Source organism: Microbacterium aurantiacum (assembly GCF_040532595.1).
GTDB lineage: Bacteria > Actinomycetota > Actinomycetes > Actinomycetales > Microbacteriaceae > Microbacterium > Microbacterium chocolatum_B.
Genome location: NZ_JBEVYX010000001.1, coordinates 969546 through 990892 on the forward strand (window position 1 = coordinate 969546; position 21347 = coordinate 990892).

General features: G+C 71.9%; 20 protein-coding genes. 9 read left to right on the forward strand and 11 right to left on the reverse strand.

Translation table 11 applies throughout. The features are described 5' to 3' along the window. The first annotated feature begins 47 nt into the window (after positions 1 to 47). The 3 genes from galT (at position 48) to ABXJ56_RS04665 (ending at position 3335) form a co-directional block, all read left to right on the forward strand. A complete protein-coding gene (gene galT, locus ABXJ56_RS04655; protein ID WP_353999963.1) occupies positions 48 to 1196 on the forward strand; it encodes a galactose-1-phosphate uridylyltransferase in 1149 nt (382 codons plus the stop codon). Next, positions 1193 to 2392 (forward strand): galactokinase, encoded by a 1200-nt coding sequence (galK, locus tag ABXJ56_RS04660; RefSeq protein ID WP_353998552.1) that lies wholly within the window; start codon positions 1193 to 1195, stop codon positions 2390 to 2392. Before galT ends, galK begins: the two co-directional genes overlap by 4 nt. Positions 2393 to 2498: 106 nt before the next feature. Continuing rightward, positions 2499 to 3335: an alpha/beta fold hydrolase gene (locus ABXJ56_RS04665; RefSeq protein WP_353998553.1), complete on the forward strand. Its 837-nt coding sequence runs from the start codon at positions 2499 to 2501 to the stop codon at positions 3333 to 3335. An 18-nt stretch (positions 3336 to 3353) separates the two neighbouring features. Here ABXJ56_RS04665 and ABXJ56_RS04670 read toward each other — a convergent pair whose 3' ends face one another. Further along, positions 3354 to 5639: a glycoside hydrolase family 3 C-terminal domain-containing protein gene (locus ABXJ56_RS04670; protein ID WP_353998554.1), complete on the reverse strand. Its 2286-nt coding sequence runs from the start codon at positions 5637 to 5639 to the stop codon at positions 3354 to 3356. A gap of 104 nt (positions 5640 to 5743) precedes the next feature. Here ABXJ56_RS04670 and ABXJ56_RS04675 point away from each other — a divergent pair, with 104 nt between their 5' ends. Both ABXJ56_RS04675 and ABXJ56_RS04680 read left to right on the forward strand, forming a co-directional pair. After that, on the forward strand, positions 5744 to 6361 hold the full coding sequence (locus tag ABXJ56_RS04675) for a TetR/AcrR family transcriptional regulator (protein WP_353998555.1): 618 nt from the start codon (positions 5744 to 5746) through the stop codon (positions 6359 to 6361). Then, entirely contained in the window at positions 6358 to 7854 is a 1497-nt protein-coding gene (locus tag ABXJ56_RS04680) for a carboxylesterase/lipase family protein (protein WP_353998556.1), read from the forward strand. Before ABXJ56_RS04675 ends, ABXJ56_RS04680 begins: the two co-directional genes overlap by 4 nt. A gap of 120 nt (positions 7855 to 7974) precedes the next feature. Here the strand turns inward: ABXJ56_RS04680 and ABXJ56_RS04685 are convergent, their stop codons facing one another. From ABXJ56_RS04685 to ABXJ56_RS04705, 5 genes are all read right to left on the reverse strand, one after another. Continuing rightward, positions 7975 to 8832, reverse strand: coding sequence for a type IV toxin-antitoxin system AbiEi family antitoxin domain-containing protein (locus ABXJ56_RS04685; protein ID WP_353998557.1), 858 nt, complete (start codon positions 8830 to 8832; stop codon positions 7975 to 7977). 186 nt (positions 8833 to 9018) lie between these two features. Further along, entirely contained in the window at positions 9019 to 10005 is a 987-nt protein-coding gene (locus ABXJ56_RS04690) for an LLM class F420-dependent oxidoreductase (protein ID WP_353998558.1), read from the reverse strand. A gap of 4 nt (positions 10006 to 10009) precedes the next feature. Then, positions 10010 to 10894, reverse strand: coding sequence for a DNA-methyltransferase (locus tag ABXJ56_RS04695; RefSeq protein WP_353998559.1), 885 nt, complete (start codon positions 10892 to 10894; stop codon positions 10010 to 10012). 47 nt (positions 10895 to 10941) lie between these two features. Continuing rightward, complete coding sequence (locus ABXJ56_RS04700) at positions 10942 to 11991, reverse strand: lipoate--protein ligase family protein (RefSeq protein WP_353998560.1); 1050 nt, start codon at positions 11989 to 11991, stop codon at positions 10942 to 10944. Between the two features lie 23 nt (positions 11992 to 12014). Further along, positions 12015 to 12881, reverse strand: coding sequence for an alpha/beta hydrolase (locus tag ABXJ56_RS04705; protein ID WP_353998561.1), 867 nt, complete (start codon positions 12879 to 12881; stop codon positions 12015 to 12017). A gap of 61 nt (positions 12882 to 12942) precedes the next feature. Between ABXJ56_RS04705 and ABXJ56_RS04710 the strand changes: the two genes are divergently transcribed. Together ABXJ56_RS04710 and ABXJ56_RS04715 are read left to right on the forward strand one after the other, a co-directional pair. Further along, on the forward strand, positions 12943 to 13407 hold the full coding sequence (locus ABXJ56_RS04710; RefSeq protein ID WP_353998562.1) for a MarR family winged helix-turn-helix transcriptional regulator: 465 nt from the start codon (positions 12943 to 12945) through the stop codon (positions 13405 to 13407). 5 nt (positions 13408 to 13412) lie between these two features. Then, positions 13413 to 14732 carry an MFS transporter gene (locus ABXJ56_RS04715; protein WP_435404985.1) on the forward strand — a complete coding sequence of 440 codons (1320 nt, stop codon included), beginning with the start codon at positions 13413 to 13415 and terminating at the stop codon, positions 14730 to 14732. A 121-nt stretch (positions 14733 to 14853) separates the two neighbouring features. Here the strand turns inward: ABXJ56_RS04715 and ABXJ56_RS04720 are convergent, their stop codons facing one another. The 5 genes from ABXJ56_RS04720 to ABXJ56_RS04740 are packed head-to-tail and all read right to left on the reverse strand — an operon-like array spanning position 14854 to position 19660. Further along, a complete protein-coding gene (locus tag ABXJ56_RS04720) occupies positions 14854 to 16104 on the reverse strand; it encodes a D-arabinono-1,4-lactone oxidase (protein WP_353998564.1) in 1251 nt (416 codons plus the stop codon). Continuing rightward, positions 16101 to 16991, reverse strand: a complete 891-nt coding sequence (locus ABXJ56_RS04725; protein WP_353998565.1) for an aldo/keto reductase — start codon at positions 16989 to 16991, stop codon at positions 16101 to 16103. Before ABXJ56_RS04725 ends, ABXJ56_RS04720 begins: the two co-directional genes overlap by 4 nt. Positions 16992 to 16996: 5 nt before the next feature. Beyond that, positions 16997 to 17341 (reverse strand): hypothetical protein, encoded by a 345-nt coding sequence (locus tag ABXJ56_RS04730; protein ID WP_353998566.1) that lies wholly within the window; start codon positions 17339 to 17341, stop codon positions 16997 to 16999. After that, complete coding sequence (locus ABXJ56_RS04735) at positions 17338 to 18576, reverse strand: amidohydrolase (protein WP_353998567.1); 1239 nt, start codon at positions 18574 to 18576, stop codon at positions 17338 to 17340. Before ABXJ56_RS04735 ends, ABXJ56_RS04730 begins: the two co-directional genes overlap by 4 nt. A gap of 37 nt (positions 18577 to 18613) precedes the next feature. Further along, complete coding sequence (locus ABXJ56_RS04740; RefSeq protein WP_353998568.1) at positions 18614 to 19660, reverse strand: LacI family DNA-binding transcriptional regulator; 1047 nt, start codon at positions 19658 to 19660, stop codon at positions 18614 to 18616. Positions 19661 to 19785: 125 nt separating this feature from the next. On the opposite strand from ABXJ56_RS04740, the gene ABXJ56_RS04745 reads away from it, so the two are divergent. Next, positions 19786 to 20184, forward strand: a complete 399-nt coding sequence (locus tag ABXJ56_RS04745; RefSeq protein ID WP_353998569.1) for an L-rhamnose mutarotase — start codon at positions 19786 to 19788, stop codon at positions 20182 to 20184. After that, a complete protein-coding gene (rhaI, locus tag ABXJ56_RS04750) occupies positions 20181 to 21347 on the forward strand; it encodes an L-rhamnose isomerase (protein WP_353998570.1) in 1167 nt (388 codons plus the stop codon). The genes ABXJ56_RS04745 and rhaI overlap by 4 nt, the downstream gene beginning before the upstream one ends.

Here is a 21347-nt window from a genome sequence, read left to right on the forward strand (position 1 = left end):
TCAGGCGCTACCGTGTTATCGTGGCCATCACCGAAGAGACCCCCCAGATGCTGGGCGCCGGCGTCGTCAAGCGCCCCACCCTCCTCGCCGACGGACGCGAGCTGATCTACTACGACGATCCCGACACGACGCTCGGCCCCGAGCGCGCCGTGGACGCCCGCACCCTCGACGCGCGTCCGGCGACGGCGACCATGCGCCGCGACGTCCTCACCGGCGACTGGGTCTCGATCGCGGCCGCCCGCCAGAACCGCGCGTTCCTGCCGCCCGCCGAGCTCGATCCCCTCGCCCCGCAGACGCCGACGAACCCGTCCGAGATCCCGTCCCGCTACGACGTGGCCGTCTTCGAGAACAAGAGCCCGTCCTTCGGCCCTGCCCTCACCACCGCGCACGGCGCCGCGCCCGCCGCCGTCGACCCGCCGCGCGACCTCGCCGACCTCGACGCCCCGGGCCTCGGCCGCACCCGCACCAGCGTCGGCCGGTGCGAGGTCGTCTGCTTCAGCCCGGAGCACGCCGGCTCCTTCGGCACCCTGTCCCGCACTCGGGCCCGCACGGTCATCGAGGCGTGGGCGGACCGGACCGCGGCGCTGTCGACGCTCCCCGGCATCCAGCAGGTGTTCCCGTTCGAGAACCGCGGCGAGGAGATCGGGGTGACCCTCCCCCACCCGCACGGCCAGATCTACGCCTACCCGTACATCACGCCGCGAACCGCAGGTCTCCTCCGCTCGATCGAGCGCGAAGGCGACGACCTCTTCGCGCGCATCCTCGAGCACGAGCGCGGGGGCGAGCGCATGATCCTCGAGGGTGAGCACTGGAGCGCGTTCGTCCCGTTCGCCGCGCGCTGGCCGCTCGAGGTGCATCTTCTGCCCCACCGCCACATCGCCGACTTCGCCGGGACGACGGATGCCGAGCGCGACGAGCTCGCCGGCCTCTACCTCCGCCTCCTCCGCGGAGTCGACGCGGTCTACGACACCCCGACGCCGTACATCGCCGCGTGGCACCAGGCGCCGGTGCACGCCGGTCGCGACAGCGCGCGGCTGCACCTGCAGCTGACGAGCCCGCGCCGCGCGGCCGACAAGCTGAAGTTCCTCGCCGGATCCGAGGCCGCCATGGGCGCCTGGATCGGCGACATCCCCCCCGAGGCCTCCGCCGCCCGTCTGCGCGAGGCCGTCTCGACGATCCCCGAGGTGACTGCATGACCGACGCCCCCGCTCCCGCCGCCGACACAGCCCAGACGGCGCGCGCGCTCTTCTCCGAGCGGTTCGATGCCGTGCCTCTCGGCACCTGGTCCGCGCCCGGGCGCGTCAACCTCATCGGCGAGCACACCGATTACAACGACGGGTTCGTGCTCCCCTTCGCGATCCAGCACCGCACCCACGTCGCGCTCGGCACGCGCGCGGACGGCGTGATCCGCGTCGTCTCGACCTTCGCCGACGACGCCGTCGAGGTGCCCCTCGCCGACCTCGACGGCCTGTTCCCCGACGGTCGCGACACCGTGGCGGAGTGGGCGCGGTACCCCCTGGGCGTCGCGTGGGCCCTGCAGCGCGCCGCCGGACGCGACCCGGTGACCCTCGTCGGCGTCGACCTCGCCTTCGCGTCGGACGTCCCCGTCGGCGCCGGCCTGTCCTCGTCCGCCGCGATCGAGGGCGCCACCGCGAGCGCCCTGGCCGCGATCTGGGGCATCGACCTCGACCGCACCGCCCTCGCCCGGGTCGGGCGCACGGCCGAGAACGAGGCCGTGGGCGCGCCCACCGGGATCATGGACCAGATGGCCTCGATGCTCGGCCGCGCCGACGCGGCGATCTTCCTCGACTGCCGGTCGCTGGAGGCGGAGGTCATCGACCTCGGGTTCGCCGATGCCGGGCTCGAGCTCGTCGTCATCGACACCGGCGTCAGCCACTCCCACGCCACGGGTGGGTACGGCGAGCGCCGCGCGGCCTGCGAGCGCGGCGCCGAGGCGATGGGCGCCGCCGCCCTCCGCGACGTCGCCGTCGCCGACCTCCCGCGCGCCGAGGAGCTGCTCGACGATGTGACCTTCCGGCGCGTGCGGCACGTCGTCACCGAGAACCAGCGGGTGCTCGACACCGTCGCCACCCTCGCCGCCGAGGGTCCGGCATCCGTCGGTCCGCTCCTGGTGGCCTCGCACGCGTCGATGCGCGACGACTTCGAGATCTCCGTCCCCGAGCTCGACACGGCGGTGGAGGCCTCCCTCGCCGCGGGGGCGATCGGCGCGCGCATGACCGGCGGCGGCTTCGGAGGTGCGGCGATCGCCCTCGTCGCCCGCGACGGGGTCGCGGCGGTCACGGATGCCGTGACGACCGCCTTCGCCGACGCGGGATTCGCCGCGCCGACGATCTTCACCGTCGTGCCCTCCGCCGGCGCCGACCGCGACTGACCACGCATCACGGATCCTTCCCGATCGCAAGCCCTTCCGGGTCCGGACCCGGCGCTCTAACGTCGTATCCGGACCCGGCAGGGCGCCGGTCCGGAAGGGATCCGAAGTGGCCTACATCACCGTGGGAACAGAGAACTCCGCCGACGTCGAACTGTTCTACACCGACCAGGGGTCGGGGCAGCCGGTCGTCCTCATCCACGGCTTCCCGCTGAACGGCGAGTCCTGGGGCAAGCAGCAGGCGGCCCTCCTGGAGGCCGGCTATCGCGTCATCGCGTACGACCGCCGCGGCTTCGGCGCATCGTCGAAGGTCGCCTCGGGTCTCGACTACGACACGTTCGCCGCCGACCTGCACGCGCTCCTGGAAGACCTCGACCTGACCGACGTGGTCCTCGTCGGCTTCTCGATGGGCACGGGCGAGATCGCCCGCTACCTGTCGCGCTACGGCAGCGGGCGTGTCGCGAAGGCGGCATTCCTCGGTTCGCTCGAGCCCTATCTGCTCGTCACCGACGACAACCCGGACGGCGCGGGCCCGCAGGACTTCTTCGACGGTGTCGCCGCGTCCGTCCGCGAAGACCGCTACGCCTTCGTCACGGGGTTCCTGAAGGACTTCTACAACCTCGACGACACCTTGGGCTCCCGCATCTCGCAGGAGGCCGTCGACGCCAGTGCGCGCGTGGCCGCAAAGGCGGGGAATGCGGCGATCGCCGCGGCGCCCCTCACCTGGCCGACGGACTTCCGCGGCGACATCCCCGCGATCGACGTCCCCGCGCTGATCCTGCACGGCACCGCCGACAACATCCTGCCGATCGACGCCACCGCGCGCCGGTTCCACGAACTCCTCCCCGACGCGACGTACGTCGAGATCGAGGGCGCCCCGCACGGGCTGCTGTGGACGCACGGCGACGAGGTCAACGAGGCGCTGCTGGCCTTCCTCCGCGCCTGACGACCCCCCTGTCGCAGGTCACCCGGCCGGCTGCTCCGACGCGTTCGCCGTCGCGAGCAGCCGGTCGATCTCGTCCGGGCCGAACCCCAGTCCCGCCATCATGCCGAGACGCCCGAGCGGAAACGACCCGAGCATGGCCATCATGTCCACGCCCTCCGGCATGATGGCCGACGCCCCGGAGGCCTCGGTCATCGGCGCGAACGCCTGAGCGAGAACAGGACCGACGACCGGGTGGGCGAGCGCCTCCGCCAATGACGACTCGCGCGAGAGCGGCCGGGTCACGGCATCCCCCGCGATCTCGAGCGAGAGCTCGGATCGGATGTCGCGGCTCGACGAAGCCAGCGCGAACACGTGGTCACCGGCGGCGACGACCCATCGGCCGAGCCGCACGTCGTAGAACGCGAGGTCGTCTCGACGGACGGTCACCTCGACGTCGCGGGTCTCGCCCGCCTCGAGCGCGACACTCGCGAACCCCGCGAGCTCCCGAACGGGACGCGCGGGGAGGCCCGGGCGCGAGACATAGACCTGGACGACTTCGCGGCCGGCACGCGCGCCCGTGTTCGTCACCGCGACGCGCAGGGTGATGTCTCCGTCCTCGCGAACGGATGCCGACGGCGCGCCGTAGGCGAAGGTCGTGTACGACAGGCCGTGGCCGAAGGGATAGGCGACCTCCATCGCCCGCGCGTCGTACCAGCGGTAGCCGACGAAGAGACCCTCGCCGTAGCGGACGTTCCCCTCGGTGCCGTAGTGCAGGTAGGCGGGGGTGTCCTCCAGACGGAGCGGGATCGTCTCGGTCAGCCTCCCCGACGGGTTCGCGGCGCCGAACAGGACGTCCGCGGTCGCCCCGCCGCCGGCCTGCCCGAGGAGCCACGCCTCCACGATCGCGGGGACCTCGTCGGCGAAGGGCAGAGCCACGACGCTGCCGTTGGAGAGGACCACGACGACGTCCGGGGTCACCTCCCGCACCGCCGCGAGAAGGGCGAGCTGCTCCGCGGGCAGGTCGATGTGGGTTCGGTCGTAGCCCTCGGACTCCGCCGCGGCCGGAAGGCCGAGGAAGACCACGGCGACGTCAGCGGCCGCCGCGGCGCGCGCCGCCTCCGCCCGGAGGGAGGCGGCATCCGTCGTCTCGCTCGCGGTGAGCGTGAACCCGGGGGCGAACGACACCGATCCCCCGGCCGCGGTGGCGGCGGCTGTGATCTCGTCGAGCGCGGTGTCGAGCCGTGTCGGGTTGATCATCGACGATCCCGCGCCCTGGTAGCGGGGCTTCGCGGCGAACGCTCCGATCACCGCGATGCGCGACGAGGGGGCGAGCGGAAGAAGGCCGCCCTCGTTCTTCAGCAGCACGATCGAGCGCGTGGCGGCCTCGCGGGCGAGGGCGTGGTGCGCGTCGACGTCGAGGGGACCGGTGACGCTCCCCGCGCCGGCGCGCGCCTTCTTCACGAGGTCGATCGCCCGCCCGGCGGCCGTGTCGAGGACGCTCTCGTCGAGGCGCCCGTCCCGGACCGCGGCGACGATCTGCGCGTCGGTGGTTCCGCCGGAGGAGGGCATCTCGAGGTCCATGCCGGCGGCGAGGCCCGCGACACGGTCGTCGACCGCTCCCCAGTCCGACACGACCAGTCCCTCGAAGCCCCATTCGTCGCGGAGGACCGTCGTCAGCAACCACGGATCCTCCGACGCGTAGACGCCGTTGATCCGGTTGTACGCGCACATCACCGTCCACGGCTGGGCGTCCTGCACGACCCGCTGGAAGCCGCGGAGGTAGATCTCCCGGAGCGTCTGCTCGTCCACGTCGCTGGAGGCCCGCATCCGATCGGTCTCCTGGTTGTTCGCCGCGAAGTGCTTCAGCGACGCCCCCACCCCGTGCGACTGGATGCCGCGCACCAGCGCCGCGCCGAGCACGCCCGAGACGAGCGGATCCTCGGAGAGGTACTCGAAGTTGCGCCCGCACAGCGGAGACCGCTTGATGTTGATCCCCGGGCCGAGAAGGATCGCGACGTCCTGGATCGAGGCCTCGGCCCCCAGGGCGACGCCGACGCGCTCGGCGAGTTCGACGTCCCACGACGACCCGAGACCGACCGCGGGCGGGAAGCAGGTGGCGGGGAGGCTTCCGCCCATGCCGAGGTGATCGGCGCTCTCCACCTGCTTGCGGAGGCCGTGCGGTCCGTCGTTCATCGCGATCGAGGGCACGGCGGCACCCTCTCGGTCGATCGCCTTCGTGGTCCAGAACGTCGCGCCGCTGGTCAGCGACGCCTTCTCCTCGACGGTCAGGTCGGCGGGCTCGGGGAGCGGGGCATGGGACGTCATCGGTCCTCCTCGTGTGCGGCATCCGTCGCGATCGTCGTCGACGCGCGAGAAACCTAACAGTACTCGGTTTTTGTCTTTCCGGAAAGGTGCGATGTACTGCTGTCATGCCGGATCCGCAGCGCACGCGTGGCTCGTACGCCAAGGGCATCGCCAAGCGCGAGGAGATCCTCGAGCGGGCCCTCGAGGTCGTCGCACGCGAAGGGATGCGCGGCGCGTCCGTGCGCGAACTCGCCGATGCGGTCGGCCTCAGCCAGGCGGGACTGCTGCACTACTTCGACAGCAAGGAGGACCTCTTCACCGAGATCCTCCGCAAACGCGACGAGATCGACGCGACCGAGCGGCTCGGCGAAGGCGAGGACGACGTCCGCGAAGGGCTCCGCCGGGTGGTGCGGCACAACAGCGAGGTGCCGGGGGTGGTCGCGCTCTTCTCCCGGCTCTCGGTCGACGCCGCCGACCCCCAGCATCCGGCGCACGCCTTCTTCCTCGAGCGCGGCGAGCGCCTGCGGGCCTCGTTCGCCGCGTCCTTCCGCCGCGGACAGGAGGCGGGCGAGCTCGACGACGCCGTGGATCCGGAGATCCTCGCCCGGCTCCTGCAGGCCGCCGCCGACGGGCTGCAGCTGCAGTGGATGCTCGACCCCGCGTTCGACATGGCCGACACCCTCGACGCGCTGTTCGCGGCGCTCGCCCGACCCGCTCGTCCCACCCGCGGAGGACACCCGTGAATCCTGACCCCATCGTCCGCATCGCCCCGGGTCGGGTCCGCGGATTCTGGCGGGGAACCCCGGGGGCGGCGGGCAGCTCCGCCGCCTTCCTCGGCATCCCCTTCGCCGAAGCCCCGGTGGGCGATCGCCGATTCGCCGCCGCCGTTCCGGCGGCGCCGTGGGACGGCATCCGCGACGCCCTGGCCCACGGCGCGACGGCCAAACGCGACAAGCCCGGCGAGAAGACGCTCATCCCCGAGCCCGCGGTGGCGGGGGACGCGACGCTCAACGTGAACGTGTTCACCCCGTCGCCGGGTGGGAGCGAGGCGCTGCCCGTTCTGGTGTACATCCACGGCGGCGGGTTCACCGAGGGGTCTCCCGCGAGCCCTTGGTACGACGGAAGGGCCTTCGCGCGCGACGGCGTGGTGACGGTGACGATCTCGTACCGGCTTGGGTTCGACGGGTTCGGGCACATCCCGGGGGCACCGAGCAACCGGGGCGTCCGCGACTGGCTCGCCGCCCTCGCCTGGGTGCAGGAGAACATCGCCGCATTCGGGGGCGACCCGGATCGGGTCACGATCGCGGGGCAGTCGGCGGGCGGCGGCGCGGTACTCACCCTCCTCGGCATGCCGGCGGCGCAGGGACTCTTCCGCGCGGCGTGGGCGCTCTCGCCCGCCCTGGGCGATGTGTCGGGTGAACGCGCGCGGACGCTGTCGGCGAAGCTCGCGGGGCTCCTCGGCGTCGAGCCCTCGCGGGACGGCTTCGCGGGCGTGGCGGAAGCCGACATCCTGGCTCAGCAGGAGGCGGTCGGACGCACCGGACAGTCGCCGCTCGACGTCGCCCGCAGCATGCTGCAGGACGGTCTGAGCTTCGGTCCCATGGTCGACGGCGACCTCCTCGCCCGGCCCACGATCGAGGCGCTGCGGGCCGGCGTCGGCGCCGATGTGCCGCTGGTCCTCGGCGCGACCGACGACGAGTTCACGATGATCACGGACGGTGCGGCGCGGGTGCTGGGGCTGGTGCCCCCCGGCGTCGCGCTGCAGCAGTTGGAGGTGCCCCGACAGAAGCGGCACACCTGGCTCGCCGCGAACGCCGCGCAGCGCCGCAAGGGGACCGCCGCGGTGGTCGGACGCTACGTCGGCGACGTCATCTTCCGCTCGACGGTGCTGCGGGCCGCGGATGCGCGCGCCGCCGCGGGCGGTGCGGCGAAGACGTGGGCGTACCGATTCTCGTGGCCGTCGCCGACCATCGGGTGGGCGTGCCACTGCCTGGACGTGCCGTTCTGGTTCGACGCGCTCGACGCCGAGGCCGTGGACGCGATCGCCGGGGACGCTCCGCCGCCGGCACTCGCCGACGCGGTCCACGGCGCGGCGGTCGCCCTGATCCGCGACGGAGACCCCGGGTGGGCCGCGTGGGATCCTGCGACCCAGCCGACGCGGGTCTTCGACCTCCCGGCCGACGGCCGCGCCCCCATCGTCCTCGACGGCTACGCCTCGGTCCGTGCCCTGGCCTGACAGCGGGGCCTGGGCCCTCGCCGGCCCGGCTCGTGCGACCGCCGTCGCGTGAAACCCTGGGGCGAAATCGGCCTCCGGCGCTGTCGTGCGCCCCGTCGAGGTCGAAATCACCCCACGGTTTCACACCGCCGCACCGCGCGGGCGCGCGGCCACGCCCCGGCGGGAGCTCAGGAGACCCCGGAGCGCGCTCCGGACGACGTCAGGATGCCAGGTGATGTCCTCCGCGATCGGCCGGAAGGTGGCGTAGCCGAGAGCGGCCGCCGCCTGATCGCGGCGGCGATCCCGGCGCTGCGCGTCCCAGTCAGAGTGGAACGCTCTGCTGTCGCACTCGATGATGAGCCATCCCTCGACGAGGAAGTCCACGCGGCCGACCCCGGCGATGACCACCTGCACGTCGAACGCCGCACCGAGCGAGCGCAGAAGGAGACGCACCAGCGTCTCGGGCCCGGATTCGGCGCGCGCATCGACCAGTCTGCGGAGCACGCGGTGACGTCGTGGGAGAAGACGGAAGAGCTCGTCGAGCTCGTCCATCCGCAGATGGCCGCCGTGCAGGGCGGAGTCGAGGCTCGCCACTGACGCGCGCGGCGGCTGGCAGCGCAGGGCGCAGGCGAGAGCATCGAGCGGCTCCACGGAAGCCGCCCGCGGGTGCGGCATCCGGCGCAGCGTGCTCCAGTGTCGCCGAATCAGCCGGGTCGAGACGGGCGCGGAGGGCCGGCGAGTGTGCAGGTGCACATGCAGTGCGGAGGCGTCGAGCACGAAGACGCCGCGGTGCGCGAGCGCCGAAACGCACGCGAGGCGGCCGCCGAGCGCCAGCGCGTCGACGACGTCGGTCGACGCATCGGCAGCCAGATACGCACCGGGGCGCGGTCGCAGGAGTCGCCCGTCAGCCACTGCGGCGCCGACGTCGCGGTCGGTCCATCCCTGGGCACGGAGGTCGCTTCGGCGGAAGAAGAACGGAGGCGTCGTCGGCGCGGGCATCCGCACAGCCTCACCCGTCCGGGGACCCGAGGGGCGCCGACAGCAAGAGCGGTGGACACCCTGCGGCCAGCGCGCGATGGGGAGGAGGGTCGGCTCGTGAAACGCCGGGGCCGAATCGACACCCCGACGGCTCTGCGGTGCCGGGAAGGTCGATTTCACCCCGCGCTTTCACACGCGCCGGGCGGGTCAGGCCAGGGCGGGGAGGACCTCGCGCTCGAAGAGCGAGATGCCGGACCGGTCGTACGCGGCCTCGGGGAAGTAGTGGATGGCGTAGCCGAGGCCGTGGGCGGCGCGCTCGGCGAGACGCTCGGCGACCTGCTCGGGCGTTCCGAATCCGGGCGACGATCGGTAGTCCCCCTCGATCGCCGCGGCGCGCTCGTCGCCGACGTGCGGACGCAGCCGCTCGACGACCACGCGCAGTCGCTCGGCGGCCTCCGCCTCGGTCGCCCCGACGATCGTGTTGAAGTTCGACGACCGGGTGATCTCGCCCATGTCGCGTCCGATCGCGTCGCAGTGCCCCTGCAGCACGGCGCTCTTGTGGTCGAACTCCTCGAGCGACCCGGCGAAGTTCGTGTACGACGCGTAGCGGGCGGCGATCTTCAGCGTCACCTTCTCGCCGCCTCCGGCGATCCACAGGGGGATGCCGCCCTCCTGCAGCGGGGTCGGACGGACGATCGCGCCGTCGACCTGGTAGTGCTTCCCGTCGAGGGTCGCCGTGCCGGTCGTCCAGGCCTGGTGCATGATGTCGACGCCCTCGCGGAGGCGCGCGAGCCGGTCGCCGATCCCCGGGAAGCCGTACCCGTAGGCGCGCCACTCGTGCTCGTACCACCCGCCGCCGATCCCCATCTCGGCGCGGCCGCCCGAGATCAGGTCGACCGTCGCCGCGACCTTGGCGAGGTAGGCCGGGTTCCGGTACCCCATCGAGGTGCACATCTGTCCGAGACGGATGCGGTCGGTCGACGCCGCGAAGGCTGCCGTGAGCGTCCACGCCTCGTGGGTGGCCTCCTCGGTCGGCACCGGCACGGTGTGGAAGTGGTCGTAGACCCACAGCGACTCCCAGGCCGCGGCATCCGCGCGCTGCGCGATCTCGTTCATCGTCGACCACTGGTCGGCGGGATCGATGCCGACGAGGTCGAGACGCCAGCCCTGGGGGATGAAGATTCCGAAACGCATGAGGTCAGCCTAGGGTCGGTGCGACCTCGGCGTCCGGGATCCGCGCGCGCATGACGTCCACTGCCTCCGGGTTCGCATCGACGAGCACGGCATCGCGGCCGAGCGCGGCGGCGACGGCGCCGGTGGTCCCGCTGCCGGCGAAGAGGTCGAGCACGCGATCTCCCGGACGACTGGATGCCTGGACGATGCGCCGCAGGATCCCTTCCGGCTTCTGCGTCGGGTACCCGGTCTTCTCCCGCCCGGTGGTCGGGACGATCGTGTGCCACCACACGTCGGTGGGGAGCTTTCCGCGCGCGGCCTTCTCTGCCGTGACGAGCCCCGGGGCCATGTACGGCTCACGGTCGACCGCGGCCGAGTCGAACCAGTAGTTCGCCGGATCCTTCACGTACACGAGGATCGTGTCGTGCTTGGTCGGCCAGCGGCGCCGGGTCTTGGCCCCGTAGTCGTAGGCCCAGATGATCTCGTTGAGGAAGGACGCGCGACCGAAGAGGGCGTCCATCAGCACTTTGGCGTAGTGCGCCTCGCGATAGTCCAGGTGCAGATACAGCGTGCCGTCCTCGGCGAGGAGCCGCCAGGCCTCCACCAGACGCGGCTCGAGGAAGCCCCAGTAGTCGTCGAAACGGTCATCGTACGTGCGGAGGTCGCCGCGCAGCCGCTCGTACTCCCGCCCGTGGAACCCGCGGCGCACCGCGCCCGACGCGGCACCCGCTCCGGCCACCATCCCGGCATCCGTCTCGCCGTCCGCTCCCGCGGGACGGTGCAGCGCCGTCTCGACGGTCTTCGTCTGCGGCCGTCCCGTGTTGAAGGGCGGGTCCAGGTACACCACGGTGAAGGAACCGCCCGTGAGGGATGCCGCGACGGCGAGGTTGTCGCCGAGGTGGATCGTCACGCGCCCACGCGGAACGCCCTCGACGGCTCCCGACGGGGAGGCGGGCGTCACGGCACGCGACGCAACCACGCGTCGGTGGCGAACTTGGAGGCGACGAGCGCCTCCGCCTCGGCGTATTCCTCGTCGGTGATATGACCGATCTCGGCGTTGTACAGCGACGTGAACGTGGACTTCAGCTGCTCGATGATCGCGTCTCGAGGCAGCCCGGTCTGCCGCTTCAGGGGGTCGACGCGCTTGGCGGCGGAGGTCGTGCCCTTGTCGCTGAGCTTCTCCCGTCCGATCCGCAGGACCTCGGTCATCACCTGACCGTCCATGTCGTAGCTGAGTGTCGCGTGGTGGAGCACGCCGCCGTTGGCCAGACGCTTCTGCGCGGCGCCGCCGATCTTCCCCTGGGAGGAGGCGATGTCGTTGAGCGGCTGGTAGGTCGCGTCGACCCCGAGGGCGCGGAGGGCCTGAAGCGCCCAGTCATCGAGGAACGCGTACGAGTCGGCGAACGTCAGACCCTGGACGAGGGATGCCGGGACCGAGAGCGAATAGGTGACGATCGAGTTCGCGCCCATCATCATCGCGCCGCCGCCGGAGATGCGCCGCACCACGTCGTAGCCGTGCCGGGCCGCCCCTTCGGGATCGACCTCGTTGCGCAGGGACTGGAACGACCCGATGACGACGGCGGACTCGTTCCATTCCCACAGGCGCAGCGTCGGACGCCGGCGCCCCTCGCCGACCCGTGCGGTCAGCACCTCGTCGAGGGCGAGGTTCATGCGCGGCGAGAGCGGCCGGTCGTGCACGACCTCCCAGTCGAAGTCGCCCCATCCGGGCGCGGTGACGAGGGCGCGGCGCACCGCGGTGCCGACGGCTTCCGGCGTGAAACCCAGGAGCTGCGCCCCCTCGGGCAGCGCCGCGCGGACGGCGGCGGCGATGGTCGCGACATCCGCTTCCACCGGGAGTCCGTTCACCGCGCGGTCGATGTCGTCGAGCGCCGAGTCGGGTTCGAGGAAGAAGTCGCCCGCGAGGTGGAACGCGTCGATGCGCCCGTCACGCTCCTCCAGGTCGACGACCACGAGCTTTCCACCGGGGACCTTGTATTCGCCGTGCACGACAGCCAGCCTAGGACCCCGCGTCAGTCGCGGGCGGGGAAGCGGGGATCGAGCCAGGCCACGAGGTCCGCGCGGACCTCCTCCTGCATGACTTCGTTGAAGATCTCGTGCCGCGCTCCGGGGTACACGAGCGTGGTGACATCGGTGAAGCCCGAGCGGGTGCGGTACGCCTCGGCGAGCCGGTGGACGCTCCGTGGACCGCCCACCGTGTCGTCGCGGCCGACCATGAGCAGCGTCGGAAGGTCGCGCGGGAGATTCCGCGCCGGACGTCCGAACAGTCGCGCGGCCTCCAGCGGCCCGAAGAGCTTCAGCAGCGGCTCGGAGGTCGTGAGCGGGTCGTCGAGGAAGGCCTGCCCGACGGCGTGGTCCGAGGACAGCCACTCGGTCCCCATCGCCCCCTCCGTCTTCCACGGCGCGTTGAGATCACCGGCGTTGAGACTTCCGGGGGTCCTCAGCGCCGAGCCCGACAGGACGAGGGCGTCGAAGGATGCCGCATACCGGTCGACGAGCATCTGCGCGAGGAACGACCCCCACGAGTGCCCGAGCAGGATGAGCGGAAGGTCGGGGTGCTCCCGGCGGATGCGCTCGGTCAGCGTGTACACGGCGTCGCGCGCCGCGCGCATGCCCCCGGACCCCAACCGCCCGAGCTTGGACGGATGACCGTGCTGCACGATGCCGGTCCGGCCGTGCCCGAGGTGGTCGTCCGCATAGACGGTGAACCCGTGCCGGGCGAGAGTCTCGGCGAGGAGGCGGTAGCGCCCGGCGTGCTCGCCGACTCCGTGCAGGATCTGCACGACACCGCGGGCGGCACCCTCGGCGGGATACACGTCGTAGAAGATCCGGGTCCCGCGGGCATCGATGAAGGACGGCGCGGCGTCGCTGTCGGGCATGGCCTCGAGTCTAGGTGAGCGGTTTCTTTAGCGGGACTAATGAGCTATGCTAAAGAACCGAATGAGTTCCACAGACACTTCTCCCCCGACCGCGGCGATCGCGACTCCCCCGCTGTCCTCACCCGCGACCGATCTCCGCATCGCGACCTTCCGCCTCGCACGCCGCATGCGCACACAGCGCGCGGACGACTCGATGAGCGACGGACAGTTCGGCGTCCTCGCCGCCCTCTGGGTCCACGGCGACCACACGCTGGGCGAACTCGCCGACCGCGAGCGCATCTCGGCCCCCTCGATGAACCGCACGGTCAACTGCCTCCAGGATGCCGGCTACATCGGCCGCTCGGCCGACGAGAACGACGGTCGGAAGGTCGTGATCTCCCTCACGGATGCCGGGCGCGCCGTCGTCGACGAGACCGCACGACGCCGCGACGCGTGGGTCGAGGCCGCCCTCGCGGACCTCACCGCCGACGAGCGCGAGACACTGGCCCGCGCCGCCGAGATCATGGGACGGATGGCCGCACGATGAGCGCGATGTTCCGGTCCTTCTCCGTCTTCAACTACCGCGTGTGGTTCATCGGCGCGCTCGTGTCGAACATCGGCGCGTGGATGCAGGCCACCGCCATCAGCTGGGTCGTCCTCACCGAGCTCACGAACAACGACGCCGCCGCGATGGGCGTGACGATGGGTCTGCAGTTCGCCCCTCAGCTGCTGCTCGTCAGCGTCACCGGGTGGGTGGCCGACCGCTTCGACCGGCGGCGTCTGCTCATGCTCACCCAGGCCCTGCTCCTCCTCCTCGGCCTCGCGATCGGCGCGCTCCTGCTCGCCGGCCTCATGACCCTCCCCCTGATGTACGGCTTCGCGCTGACGCTCGGAGTGATCGCCGCGTTCGACAACCCCGCGCGGCAGGCGTTCGTCTCCGACCTCGTCGCCCGCGAGAACGCTTCGAACGCGGTCGCCCTCAACGCGGCATCCTTCAACAGCGCCCGCATGATCGGCCCCGCCGTGGCGGGCCTCATGATCGTCGCCGTCGGCAGCGGCTGGGTGTTCGTCGTCAACGCGGTGACCTTCGTCGGCATGATCGTGGCGCTCATGCTGATCCGCGTCGACCTCCTCGTCCCGCGGGTGAAGGCGCCGTCGGGGGCGCGACTCGCGGACGGCTTCCGCTACGTCGCCAAGCGCCCCGACCTCGTCGTCGCCTTCAGCATGGTGTTCCTCATCGGGGCGTTCGGAATGAACTTCCCCATCTTCGCCTCGACCATGGCGCTGGAGTTCGGTCAGGAGGCCGACGGCTACGGCCTCCTGAGCTCCATCCTCGCCGTCGGGTCGCTCGCGGGCGCGCTGCTCGCCGCACGACGCGATCGGGCCCGCATCCGCGTGGTGATCGCGGGGGTCCTCCTCTTCGCGATCGCCGCCACCGTGTCGGCGTTCATGCCGAACTACTGGCTGTACGCCGCGACGCTCATGTTCACCGGGTTCGCCGTCGTCACGATGCTCACCACCGCGAACGGCTACGTGCAGACGACGACGGATCCGGCCCTCCGCGGCCGCGTCCTCGCCCTGTACGTGGCGATCCTGATGGGCGGGACCCCGATCGGCGCGCCGATCGTCGGCTGGGTCGCGTCCGAGTTCGGCCCCCGCACCGCGATCCTCCTCGGCGCCGGCGCGGGCTTCGTCGCCTTCGCGATCGGTGCGACGTGGCTCCTCGCGTCGGGCCGGCTGCACCGTCACGAACAGCGCCGGTTCCGCCTCACGATCGACGAGACCCGCCCGCTCTCGGTGGTCCGTCCGCAGCCGGAGGACTTCTCCGAAGAGGTCGCCGCGACCAGCCCGATCGCCACGCCCCGCCGCTGACCCGCCGCCCCCGGCCCGCTCAGCGCAGGCGATTCGGCGAGGACAGGACGGATGCCGCCGATTCGGCCTGTTCCGGCCTGATCGCCTGTTCTCGGCAGAACCCGCCTGTGACCTGCCGGCGTCAGTCGCGCGGCTCGCGCACTCCGACGCGCTCGAGGTGCGCGTTGGAGAACCGGCCGTCGGGGTCGAGCCGCTCGAACACCGCTCTGGCGTCCTCCAGCCGAGGGTGGGCGCGGGCGATCGCCTCGCGCTCCATGAGGTGCAGCTTCCCCCAGTGGGGGCGAGCGGCGAACGGCTCCAGCGCCGCCTCGATGTCGACCAGCAGCGAGCGCACCGCGCGGGGGTGGTTGCCCCAGGTGAAGTGGATCGCCATGACGTCCTGACCGGATGCCGGGCTCAGCCACAGGTCGTCGGCGGCGACGGTGCGCAGCTCCGTGATGAACAGCAGCGGCTGGATGCGCGCGGCGAGCGGGCGGAGGGCCTGCAGGGCCGCAGCCGCGTGAGCGCGAGGGACGAAGTACTCCGACTGGATCTCGTCGCCGAAGGAGGGCGTCCCATCCAGGCGGAAGTGCGGCAGACGCAGCATCCACGGCCCCGGCACCCCGCCGAGCTCGGTGACGTCGGCGAGGCCCCCGAGGGGTTCCGCTGCGGCATCCTGCCGTCCATCGAGGAGCACCTCGGGCACGGCGTCATCGTCGCGGTCCAGTCGCGTCTTCACCCAGACATCGCCGATCGTCTCGTCGTCCCAGCGCGAGAAGACCGACACGCTGTAGCCGGCGCCGGTCACCGCGGGAAGATCTCCGAGCGCCGCCTTCCACGTCACGCCCGTGTAGACGTCCTGCCGCATCCGGAAGGCCGGGACGATGTCGAGGGTGAGGGCGACGACGATGCCGTAGGCCCCGAGCCCGACCACGAGAGCGTCGAAGTCGGCGTCTCCGCGGCGGACCTCGTGCACCTCGGCGTCCGCACCGACGTGGCGCAGCATCCGCACGTTGGCGGCGAGGCTGCGCTGCGCGTCGCCCGATCCGTGGGTGCCGGTCGCGGTGGCGCCGCCGACGTTGATGTGCGGGAGAGAGCCCATGTTCGACAGCGCCCAGCCGCGCTCGTCGAGCCACGCGGCGAGCACGCCGTAGCGGATGCCGGCGGCCACGGTGACGGTCCGCTGCTCCTCGTCGAGCGCGAACTCCGCGGGAAGCGCCGTGACGTCGATCAGGGTCCCGCCGGTGTCGGGAAGGTCGGTGAACGAGTGGCGCGTGCCGAGTGCCCGCACCCGCCCCGGGGCCTCGACGAGCGCCCGAAGCGCCTCGACCGTCTCCGGCGTCTCGATCCGCGGTGCGGTGTAGGAGTACGTTCCCGCCCAGTTGCGCGTCATGCTGTCCACCTTTCGATGAGCGAATCCAGCGCGGGCCAGATCTCGTCCGGAACGTCGATCGCGGCGAGCCGGTCGAGGGCCTCGAGTCGCGCCCGGGTCTTCACACCGACCACCGTGGAGTCGACGAGAGGCGAACGCAGCGAGAAGCGCAGCGCCACCGCGGCGAGCTCCACCGCGTGGGCCCGGCAGAGCTCCTGCAGCTGCGCGAGCCGCGCGAGGATCTCCGGCGACGGCTCGCGGTACGTGTAGGTCGAGCTCGCCCCTTTGACCAGGATGCCGCTGGCGAACGGTGCGGCGTTGAACACGGTCATTCCGCGCTCGTGCGCCTCCCGGAACAGGGGCGCCGCGGTCTGGTCGAGAAGGGTGAAGCAGTTGTGGCTGAGCACCGCGTCGAAGACGCCGGTGGCGACGTACTCGCGCATCTCGTCCACCGGATAGGTCGCGATGCCGATGGCGCCGACGACCCCGGCGTCGCGGAGTTCTCGGAGGCCCTCCACGGCTCCGCCCGGCGCCATCGCCTCGGCGACGCTCACCGCATACGGGTCGTGCAGGTGGAGGAGAGGCAGGCGCTCGACACCGAGCCGCACCGTGCTCTCCTCGAACGAGCGCAGCACGCGGTCGCGATCGAAGGCGCCGGTGACGGGGTCGACGTCGACCTTCGTGATCACGCGGGTGGCGGCATCCGGGTCGGTGCACTGCAGCGCGAGCCCGATGACGGCCTCCGAGCGGCCGTCGGAGTAGTTGTTCGACGTGTCGACGTACGCGTGTCCCGAGCGGAGAAGGGCGAGGGTGTCGGCGACCGCCGCGGCCTCCTCCTGGCTTCCGGGCACGCTCCCCCGTCCGAGGCCCGAGGTGCCGAGGGTGAGCGGGCTGGGGGACGTTGTCATGCCGGTCATCGTGCCTCTCCGCTGTCGGACGCGGCGGTTCCGCCCGTCGGTCGCAGGCGTCCCCGGCCGAACGGCAGCGCCGGCGCGCGGTACTCCCACGCCCGGCGGTCCCCCGCGGGGATCGCGGCTTCGGCGTCACCGAACCGCCACCCCCGCGAGAACAGGAATACCGCGAGCGCGGCGTCCTCGTCGTCGGGGAGCTGCCAGGTGCCCACGCCCCACTGCGTCGGTTGGCCGCGGCCGCCGATGACGAGCGTCGGACGGATGCCGGCGTACAGCGCGAACCAGGGACGACGAAGGGTCAGCTCCACCCGTCGCGTCGGCCGCGCGGACCCGCCGGTCTCGGTCATGCCGTCCACGAGGAGCGGCCGAACCGCTCCCACCGCTCCACGATGCGCGGCATCTGGTCGCCGTCCGCCGGCTCGACCATCGGACGGCCGCCGATGAAGACCTGCTCGACGCGGGAATCCAGCGCCAGCGGGTCGCCCGACCAGAGGACGACGTCGCCGTCGCGTCCGGCCTCGAGCGCACCCACGCGGGCCTCGAGCCCGAGGATCGAGGCGGGGTTCACCGTCAGCGCCCGGAGCGCCGTCTCGGGCGGCAGCCCCTCACGGACGGCGAGGATCGCCTGCAGCCGCAGCTGGTCGATCGGGACGACCGGGTGATCGGTGGTGATCGCCACGGTCACACCGGCCTCGGCGATGAGGGCGAGGTTGCCGATCGCGCGGTCGCGCAGCTCGACCTTCGAGCGCGAGGTGAGCATCGGACCGAAGATCACGGGGATCTGCTTTTCGGCGAGCACATCGGCGATCTTGTGCCCCTCGGTGCCGTGGTTCACGACGAGGCGGTAGCCGAACTCCTCCGCGAGGCGGATCGCGGTGGCGATGTCGTCGTGGCGGTGGCAGTGCTGGTCCCAGACCAGATCGCCGTCGAGCACGGCGGCGAGCGTCTCGTTCGTGAGGTCCCGCTCGAACGGCTCCCCGGCGGATGCCGCGGCGGCGCGCTTCTCGGCGTAGGTGCGTGCCTTCACGAAGGCCTCGCGCAGGACCGCGGCGACGCCGAGTCGCGTCGAGGGCGTCTGCTTCTTGTCGCCGTAGACGCGCTTGGGGTTCTCGCCGAGCGCGGACTTCACCGAGACGTCGTAGGCGAGCAGCTGCTCGTCGACGGTGCGGCCGCCCCACGTCTTGATCGCGACCGTGCGGCCCCCGATCGGGTTGCCCGAGCCGGGCTTGATGACCGCCGTCGTGACCCCGCCGCGGAGGGCGTCGCGGAAGCCGACCTCCTCGATGTCGATGCCGTCGAGCGCGCGGAAGCGGGCGCCGTTCGGATCGGTCATCTCGTTCGTGTCGTCGCCGGACCAGCCCTCGCCGTCCTCGTGCACGCCGAGGTGTCCGTGCGCCTCGACGAAGCCGGGCAGCACCCAGCGCCCGGCGGCGTCGACGATCCGAGCGCCCTCCGGGATGGCCGTGTCGGCGTCGCCGACCGCCGTGATGACGCCGTCGGCGATCACGACCGTGCCGCCGGGGATCGGGTCTGCGCTTGCGGGAACGACATGGCCACCGGTGATCGCGAGGTACTCAGTCATCCCTCCACCCTAGGTCGGCGGGCGGGCGCCCGGCGGGTCAGCCGCCGGTGGAGGCGCGGACGACCAGCTCGGGGCGGAAGCGGATGCGCCGCTCGCCCGTGTCCGCGGCGATGACACCGGCCGCCACACCGGCGCCGCCCGCACCCGCGCGCGCGATCTCGGCGAGGAGCAGGTCGACGGCGGTCGCGCCGATCTCGCGGGCCGGCTGACGGATGGAGCTGAGCGGCACGACGGTGGCCGCGGCGAAGTCGATGTCGTCATACCCGATGAGGGCGATGTCCTCGGGCACGCGGATGTCGCCGAGCAGCGCGAAGGACTGGAGCACACCGACCGCGAGGAGGTCGTTCGCGGCGAACACCGCGTCGGGACGGGAGGCGGCATCCCGCACCCTCAGGAGGTTTCCCGCCTCGCGCCCCTGCAGGACCGTGAGCGCGGGCATCTCCACCACGTCGAGGGCGACGTCCGCGCGCTCCGCCACCGCGCGTCGCGCCCCCTCCAGTCGGTCCCGCACCTGGCGGGTCGACAGCGGCCCGCCGACGAAGGTGATGCGGCGCCGCCCGCTGTCGATCAGGTGCTGCGTGGCCAGGAACCCGCCCTCGACGTCGTCGACGGCGACCGAGGCGAGTGCGTCGTCGTCGGCCTCGCGGTCGACGAGGACGACGGGGGTGCCGGCATCCTGCAGCCGCACGAGCGAACTCAGGTCGTCGGTGGCGGGGGTGACGAGCACGCCGTTCACACGCTGCTCGCGGAAGAGGTCGACGTACGCGCCCTCGCGATCTGCCCGCTCGTCGCTGCTGCCGAAGAGGACGGCGAGGCCCGCGTCGGCCGCGCGCGTCTCGGCGCCGCGGGCGACGTCGGCGAAGAACGGGTTGCCGACGTCGAGGACGACCAGGCCGATGCTGCGGCTGCGTCCTGCCCGCAGCTGCCGCGCGGCGTCGTTGCGCACGAACCCGAGGTCGGCGATGGCCTTCTGCACGCGGGCGACGGTGGCGGGCGCGACCTTCTCGGGGTTGTTCAGCACGTTGGAGACGGTTCCCACCGACACGGATGCCGCGACCGCGACGTCCTTCACTCCGACGGCCACGTGAGCCCCTCCCCTTTGGTGACGTTGTCAGAAGTGTAGGGCGCTTGCGTTCGACGTCTGTCGGACCTAGTGTTGAAACGATTCATGACACCGATCCCCGGTGTCCCCGACCAGGAGCGCCTTCGATGACGAACCCGCCGACCCGCACCGCCGCGCGCGTCTGCTTCGAGCTGAGGATCGATCCCGCCCGGATCGACGAGTACGTCGCGTGCCACACCCCGGTGCGCGCCGAGATGCTCGCCGAGATCGCCGCCGCCGGCCGCCGCAACTACTCCCTCTTCCTCGCACCCGGCGGGCGTCTCATCGGCTACTACGAGACCGACGACGACGCCGCGGCGCAGGCCTACCTCGCCGCATCCCCCGTCGCGGCCGCGTGGGAGGCCGAGATGGCCCCCTTCTTCGTGGGACTCGACGGCCGGCCCGACCAGGGGGCGACCGCCCTGACGGAGATCTTCCACCTCGCAGACCAGCTCGCCGCCTCCACCGAGGGACCGGCATCCGACGACGAAAGAGACGCATCGTGAGCATCCTGTCCGCCGACATCCGATCCCAGCTCGCCCTGCAGGGCATCGAACTGCCCTCGTGGGCGTTCGGGAACTCCGGCACCCGCTTCCGCGTCTGGACGACCGAGGGCACCCCGCGCGATCCGTTCGAGAAGATCGCCGACGCCGCCGAGGTCAACCGGGTCACCGGGCTCGCGCCGAGCGTCGCACTGCACATCCCGTGGGACAGGGTCGACGACTTCGGTGCGCTCCGCCGGCACGCGGAGGACCTCGGGGTCGCGCTCGGGACGATCAACTCCAACACGTTCCAGGACGAGGACTACAAGTTCGGGGCGCTCACCCACGAGGACGACCGCATCCGCCGGAAGGCCATCGACCACCACCTCGAGTGCATCGACGTCATGGACGCGACGGGCTCGCGCGACCTCAAGATCTGGCTCGCCGAGGGGTCGAACTACCCCGGCCAGACCGACATGCGCGCCCGGCAGGACCGACTGAACGATTCGCTCCGCACCATCTACGATCGCCTCACCGGCCAGCAGCGCCTCGTTCTGGAGTACAAGTTCTTCGAGCCGTCGTTCTACCACACCGACGTTCCGGACTGGGGCACCTCCTACGCGCAGGTGGCGACCCTCGGCGAGCGCGCCATGGTGTGCCTGGACACCGGGCATCACGCCCCCGGCACGAACATCGAGTTCATCGTGATGCAGCTGCTGCGCCTCGGAAAGCTCGGCTCGTTCGACTTCAACTCGCGCTTCTACGCCGACGACGACCTCATCGTGGGCGCGGCCGACCCGTTCCAGCTCTTCCGGATCCTCGTCGAGGTCATCCGCGGCGGCGGCCTCAACAACCCCGACGTCGCCTTCATGCTCGACCAGTGCCACAACATCGAGGCGAAGATCCCCGGGCAGATCCGGTCGGTGCTGAACGTCCAGGAGATGACCGCCCGCGCGCTGCTCCTCGATTCCGCCGCCCTCGCCGCCGCGCAGTCGGCCAACGACGTGCTGGGTGCGCAGGCGGTGTTCATGGACGCGTTCTACACCGACGTCCGCCCGGCGCTCGCCGAGTGGCGCGAGTCGCGGGGCCTCCCCACCGACCCGATGGCCGCCTACGCGGCATCCGGGTACCAGCAGAAGATCGAGGCCGAGCGCGTCGGCGGCACCCAGGCCGGCTGGGGAGCCTGA